This window comes from Alkalibacterium sp. s-m-28 (assembly GCF_054658175.1).
The window spans coordinates 1-1,452 of sequence record NZ_BAAGIQ010000194.1; the positions used below are offsets into that span (position 1 = coordinate 1).

1 protein-coding gene is annotated in these 1,452 nt (G+C 38.8%); it reads right to left on the minus strand.

The window, feature by feature from the left end:
- Positions 1–165: 165 nt before the first annotated feature.
- Positions 166–855, minus strand: coding sequence for an N-acetylmannosamine-6-phosphate 2-epimerase (locus tag ACYQ4S_RS11870; protein WP_459771349.1), 690 nt, complete (start codon positions 853–855; stop codon positions 166–168).
- Positions 856–1,452: the final 597 nt, after the last annotated feature.

A 1,452-nucleotide genomic window follows, 5' to 3' on the forward strand; every position in this document is an offset into this window, starting at 1 on the left:
GAATGTTGTTATGGTGACTACATTTTACCAAAGAGAGGTGTCTTTTTGTGTGTTTTTTGATAATTATTTATAAGAAGTTTCAATAACCGCAAGGGTTAAACCTGGATATTCAACTGCAAAACTTGAGATAATTAAGTTGTATGCACTATAAGTGCTGTTTTTTATTTATCTCATCTCTTTTACAAATCGCTCGGTAATCAGCTGGGGACGGGTTATGGCACTTCCTACAACTACTGAGAAGGCGCCCAATTCCAGACAGGCCTTAGCTTTTTCAGGCGTATCGACTTTTCCTTCTGCTATTACTGGCACCGAAATCTCTGAGAGGTATCGATTGAGCAGCTCAAAGTCATTTGAATATATATCGGCATCTTTGGTGTAGTCAGTGTAGCCGACAAGAGTGGTAGATACCACATCAAATCCGAGTCTCTCAGCCTCTATCCCCTCCTTTAGTGTCGAGGTATCTGCCATTAACAGAATATTTGGATAGGTTTTCCGTATAGTTTGAACAAAGTCCTCAAGCATCTCACCATTCGGCCTCTTTTGACTAGTAGCATCCAGGGCAATCATGTCACACCCAGCCTCCATGAGTTCATCGACTTCTTTCATCGTTGGAGTAATATAAATCTTAGAATCAGGATAGTCTCGTTTGACTATCCCTATGATAGGCAAATCAGATTCTTCTTTTATACTTAAAATATCCTCTTTAGAATTAGCTCTTAACCCAGCAGCTCCTCCAACTTCAGCTGCTTTTGCCATTTTACTCATAATAAAAGAGCTGTGGAGAGGTTCATCCTCTAAAGCCTGACATGATACGACCAGTTTACCTTTTATTCGATCCAGCATGATGTTGTTCATTCTCCTTTTCAAATCATCTTCTATTCAGTATAAGACCTGGCAGATGAAAATGAAAGACAAATAAGCTCCGCAGAAGTTAGACCGAACAGTAAGTTGAGCTTGAAAAACTCGAGAGAAAGTGTGCCCTTGCATGGAAGAAGAGTTCTGCCAGTAAACAAGGGCATGCATATCTTTCATGTAATGTATGGGGGTACGAAGATATAATAGCTGGTTTAGGCAAACTATTAACAATGAAAAGGAAAGGAAATGAAAAGAAACTTCGGAGGGAACAAGCAGGGATAATTAAGTGACCTCTTAGTATCGAGTACTTTTCACTTCAAATAAACAATCACGAATGTGTTATATTTATTAATATCCAATACAGTTATTATGTGAGGAGCAGCTGAGGAAAAAGATTGTGATAAAGCTTGAGGTCATTCTAACTCTACTCTAATTTAATATCAACTCATATCACTTAAATTTTGAATCAATTTATCACCATTTGACAGAAGACTCCCACCTCTAAGCGAAGCGTAGGTGGGAGATGAATGCCTATTGAGCGAAGCTCAAAACAGCCCTTCTGATTTTAATGCTTTTCGCAACAGTTCAAGTACACTG